Origin of the sequence: Streptococcus sp. SK643 (genome assembly GCF_000259505.1) — a bacterium.
In the GTDB taxonomy this organism is placed as follows: Bacteria; Bacillota; Bacilli; order Lactobacillales; family Streptococcaceae; genus Streptococcus.
In genome coordinates, this window is the sequence record NZ_AJMM01000011.1 from 1 (window position 1) to 5261 (window position 5261).

Here is a 5261-nt window from a genome sequence, read left to right on the forward strand (position 1 = left end):
GCTAAGCGACTTCCATATCTCACAGGGGGCAACCCCCAACTACTTCCGGCGTTCTAGGGCTTAACTTCTGTGTTCGGCATGGGTACAGGTGTATCTCCTAGGCTATCGTCACTTAACTCTGAGTAATACCTACTCAAAATTGAATATCTATTCAAACCAAGAAAACCTTAAGCTTTCGTATTCTCAGTTACTTTGGATAAGTCCTCGAGCTATTAGTATTAGTCCGCTACATGTGTCGCCACACTTCCACTTCTAACCTATCTACCTGATCATCTCTCAGGGCTCTTACTGATATAAAATCATGGGAAATCTCATCTTGAGGTGGGTTTCACACTTAGATGCTTTCAGCGTTTATCCCTTCCCTACATAGCTACCCAGCGATGCCTTTGGCAAGACAACTGGTACACCAGCGGTAAGTCCACTCTGGTCCTCTCGTACTAGGAGCAGATCCTCTCAAATTTCCTACGCCCGCGACGGATAGGGACCGAACTGTCTCACGACGTTCTGAACCCAGCTCGCGTGCCGCTTTAATGGGCGAACAGCCCAACCCTTGGGACCGACTACAGCCCCAGGATGCGACGAGCCGACATCGAGGTGCCAAACCTCCCCGTCGATGTGAACTCTTGGGGGAGATAAGCCTGTTATCCCCAGGGTAGCTTTTATCCGTTGAGCGATGGCCCTTCCATACGGAACCACCGGATCACTAAGCCCGACTTTCGTCCCTGCTCGAGTTGTAGCTCTCGCAGTCAAGCTCCCTTATACCTTTACACTCTGCGAATGATTTCCAACCATTCTGAGGGAACCTTTGGGCGCCTCCGTTACCTTTTAGGAGGCGACCGCCCCAGTCAAACTGCCCGTCAGACACTGTCTCCGATAGGGATCACCTATCTGGGTTAGAGTGGCCATAACACAAGGGTAGTATCCCAACAACGTCTCCTTCGAAACTGGCGTCCCGATCTCATAGACTCCTACCTATCCTGTACATGTGGTACAGACACTCAATATCAAACTGCAGTAAAGCTCCATGGGGTCTTTCCGTCCTGTCGCGGGTAACCTGCATCTTCACAGGTACTAAAATTTCACCGAGTCTCTCGTTGAGACAGTGCCCAAATCATTACGCCTTTCGTGCGGGTCGGAACTTACCCGACAAGGAATTTCGCTACCTTAGGACCGTTATAGTTACGGCCGCCGTTTACTGGGGCTTCAATTCATACCTTCGCTTACGCTAAGCACTCCTCTTAACCTTCCAGCACCGGGCAGGCGTCACCCCCTATACATCATCTTACGATTTAGCAGAGAGCTGTGTTTTTGATAAACAGTTGCTTGGGCCTATTCACTGCGGCTGACTTAAAGTCAGCACCCCTTCTCCCGAAGTTACGGGGTCATTTTGCCGAGTTCCTTAACGAGAGTTCTCTCGCTCACCTGAGGCTACTCGCCTCGACTACCTGTGTCGGTTTGCGGTACGGGTAGAGTATGTTTAAACGCTAGAAGCTTTTCTTGGCAGTGTGACGTCACTAACTTCGCTACTAAACTTCGCTCCCCATCACAGCTCAATGTTATAGATATAAGCATTTGACTCATATCACACCTCACTGCTTAGACAGACTCTTCCAATCGTCTGCTTTAGTTAGCCTACTGCGTCCCTCCATCACTACATACTCTAGTACAGGAATATCAACCTGTTGTCCATCGGATACACCTTTCGGTCTCTCCTTAGGTCCCGACTAACCCAGGGCGGACGAGCCTTCCCCTGGAAACCTTAGTCTTACGGTGGACAGGATTCTCACCTGTCTTTCGCTACTCATACCGGCATTCTCACTTCTATGCGTTCCAGCGCTCCTCACGGTACACCTTCTCCACACATAGAACGCTCTCCTACCATACCTATAAAGGTATCCACAGCTTCGGTAAATTGTTTTAGCCCCGGTACATTTTCGGCGCAGGGTCACTCGACTAGTGAGCTATTACGCACTCTTTGAATGAATAGCTGCTTCTAAGCTAACATCCTAGTTGTCTGTGCAACCCCACATCCTTTTCCACTTAACAATTATTTTGGGACCTTAGCTGGTGGTCTGGGCTGTTTCCCTTTCGACTACGGATCTTAGCACTCGCAGTCTGACTGCCGACCATAATTCATTGGCATTCGGAGTTTATCTGAGATTGGTAATCCGGGATGGACCCCTCACCCAAACAGTGCTCTACCTCCAAGAATCTTTATGTCGACGCTAGCCCTAAAGCTATTTCGGAGAGAACCAGCTATCTCCAAGTTCGTTTGGAATTTCTCCGCTACCCACAAGTCATCCAAGCACTTTTCAACGTGCCCTGGTTCGGTCCTCCAGTGCGTCTTACCGCACCTTCAACCTGCTCATGGGTAGGTCACATGGTTTCGGGTCTACGTCATGATACTAATGCGCCCTATTCAGACTCGGTTTCCCTGCGGCTCCGTCTCTTCAACTTAACCTCGCATCATAACGTAACTCGCCGGTTCATTCTACAAAAGGCACGCTCTCACCCATTAACGGGCTCGAACTTGTTGTAGGCACACGGTTTCAGGTTCTATTTCACTCCCCTCCCGGGGTGCTTTTCACCTTTCCCTCACGGTACTGGTTCACTATCGGTCACTAGGGAGTATTTAGGGTTGGGAGATGGTCCTCCCAGATTCCGACGAGATTTCACGTGTCTCGCCGTACTCAGGATACTGCTAGGTACAAAGACTATTTTAAATACGAGGCTATTACTCTCTTTGGCTGATCTTCCCAAATCATTCTTCTATAATCTTTGAGTCCACATTGCAGTCCTACAACCCCGAAGAGTAAACTCTTCGGTTTGCCCTCCTGCCGTTTCGCTCGCCGCTACTAAGGCAATCGCTTTTGCTTTCTCTTCCTGCAGCTACTTAGATGTTTCAGTTCACTGCGTCTTCCTCCTCATATCCTTAACAGATATGGGTAACAGGTAATACCTGTTGGGTTCCCCCATTCGGAAATCCCTGGATCATCGCTTACTTACAGCTACCCAAGGCATATCGTCGTTTGTCACGTCCTTCTTCGGCTCCTAGTGCCAAGGCATCCACCGTGCGCCCTTATTAACTTAACCTTATTTTCTGACCTTTCAGTCATAAACTCTTATTTTAATACTACAGCGTTTTCGGTTTATTTTCTTGTTACTATTTGATATAGATATTCAATTTTCAATGTGCATTACTTGGTGATCTCTCACCAATGGAGCCTAGCGGGATCGAACCGCTGACCTCCTGCGTGCAAAGCAGGCGCTCTCCCAGCTGAGCTAAGGCCCCACAAGACCTCTCAAGACTAAACAAGACCAATGTGCATTCCTTATCCTTAGAAAGGAGGTGATCCAGCCGCACCTTCCGATACGGCTACCTTGTTACGACTTCACCCCAATCATCTATCCCACCTTAGGCGGCTGGCTCCTTACGGTTACCTCACCGACTTCGGGTGTTACAAACTCTCGTGGTGTGACGGGCGGTGTGTACAAGGCCCGGGAACGTATTCACCGCGGCGTGCTGATCCGCGATTACTAGCGATTCCGACTTCATGTAGGCGAGTTGCAGCCTACAATCCGAACTGAGACTGGCTTTAAGAGATTAGCTTGCCGTCACCGGCTTGCGACTCGTTGTACCAGCCATTGTAGCACGTGTGTAGCCCAGGTCATAAGGGGCATGATGATTTGACGTCATCCCCACCTTCCTCCGGTTTATTACCGGCAGTCTCGCTAGAGTGCCCAACTAAATGATGGCAACTAACAATAGGGGTTGCGCTCGTTGCGGGACTTAACCCAACATCTCACGACACGAGCTGACGACAACCATGCACCACCTGTCACCTCTGTCCCGAAGGAAAGCTCTATCTCTAGAGCGGTCAGAGGGATGTCAAGACCTGGTAAGGTTCTTCGCGTTGCTTCGAATTAAACCACATGCTCCACCGCTTGTGCGGGCCCCCGTCAATTCCTTTGAGTTTCAACCTTGCGGTCGTACTCCCCAGGCGGAGTGCTTAATGCGTTAGCTACGGCACTAAACCCCGGAAAGGGTCTAACACCTAGCACTCATCGTTTACGGCGTGGACTACCAGGGTATCTAATCCTGTTTGCTCCCCACGCTTTCGAGCCTCAGCGTCAGTTACAAGCCAGAGAGCCGCTTTCGCCACCGGTGTTCCTCCATATATCTACGCATTTCACCGCTACACATGGAATTCCACTCTCCCCTCTTGCACTCAAGTTAAACAGTTTCCAAAGCGTACTATGGTTAAGCCACAGCCTTTAACTTCAGACTTATCTAACCGCCTGCGCTCGCTTTACGCCCAATAAATCCGGACAACGCTCGGGACCTACGTATTACCGCGGCTGCTGGCACGTAGTTAGCCGTCCCTTTCTGGTAAGATACCGTCACAGTGTGAACTTTCCACTCTCACACTCGTTCTTCTCTTACAACAGAGCTTTACGATCCGAAAACCTTCTTCACTCACGCGGCGTTGCTCGGTCAGACTTCCGTCCATTGCCGAAGATTCCCTACTGCTGCCTCCCGTAGGAGTCTGGGCCGTGTCTCAGTCCCAGTGTGGCCGATCACCCTCTCAGGTCGGCTATGTATCGTCGCCTTGGTGAGCCGTTACCCCACCAACTAGCTAATACAACGCAGGTCCATCTGGTAGTGGTGCAATTGCACCTTTTAACTGACTATCATGCAATAGTCAATGTTATGCGGTATTAGCTATCGTTTCCAATAGTTATCCCCCGCTACCAGGCAGGTTACCTACGCGTTACTCACCCGTTCGCAACTCATCCAGAGAAGCAAGCTCCTCCTTCAGCGTTCTACTTGCATGTATTAGGCACGCCGCCAGCGTTCGTCCTGAGCCAGGATCAAACTCTCATTAAAAGTTTGAGTTCTCACTCATTTCTGTCACTGACAGATTTATTGTTTTTTTCATTGTTCAGTACTACAACATCAGTTGTAGTGCCCTGCACATTGGTTCGTCTTGTTCAGTTTTCAAAGGTCTTTGTCACTCGTTATCTCTCAAGCGACAACTATCTTAGTATATCATAGCTGTTTTCTCTTGTCAACACTTTTTTGAAACTTTTTTAAACTTTTTTCATCAAGTGTTCCCAACTACAACATACCATAGTCCGTACGGGATTCGAACCCGTGTTACCGCCGTGAAAAGGCGGTGTCTTAACCCCTTGACCAACGGACCAGAGTTGTTATTTTCAACTCTTACTATTATACCCACTTTTCAAATCTTGTCAACTAC

At 49.2% G+C, this 5261-nt stretch carries 2 tRNA genes and 3 rRNA genes; all 5 read right to left on the minus strand.

The features are described 5' to 3' along the window. Window positions 1-116, minus strand: a 5S ribosomal RNA gene (gene rrf, locus HMPREF1117_RS06285). A gap of 76 nt (window positions 117-192) precedes the next feature. Continuing rightward, a 23S ribosomal RNA gene (locus HMPREF1117_RS06290) occupies window positions 193-3093 on the minus strand. A gap of 126 nt (window positions 3094-3219) precedes the next feature. Continuing rightward, a tRNA-Ala gene (locus tag HMPREF1117_RS06295) sits at window positions 3220-3292 on the minus strand. Window positions 3293-3342: 50 nt separating this feature from the next. Continuing rightward, window positions 3343-4888: ribosomal RNA gene (locus tag HMPREF1117_RS06300) — 16S ribosomal RNA — on the minus strand. Together the 16S, 23S and 5S rRNA genes with 2 tRNA genes alongside form the textbook arrangement of a ribosomal RNA operon. A gap of 244 nt (window positions 4889-5132) precedes the next feature. Then, a tRNA-Glu gene (locus HMPREF1117_RS06305) sits at window positions 5133-5204 on the minus strand. Window positions 5205-5261: the final 57 nt, after the last annotated feature.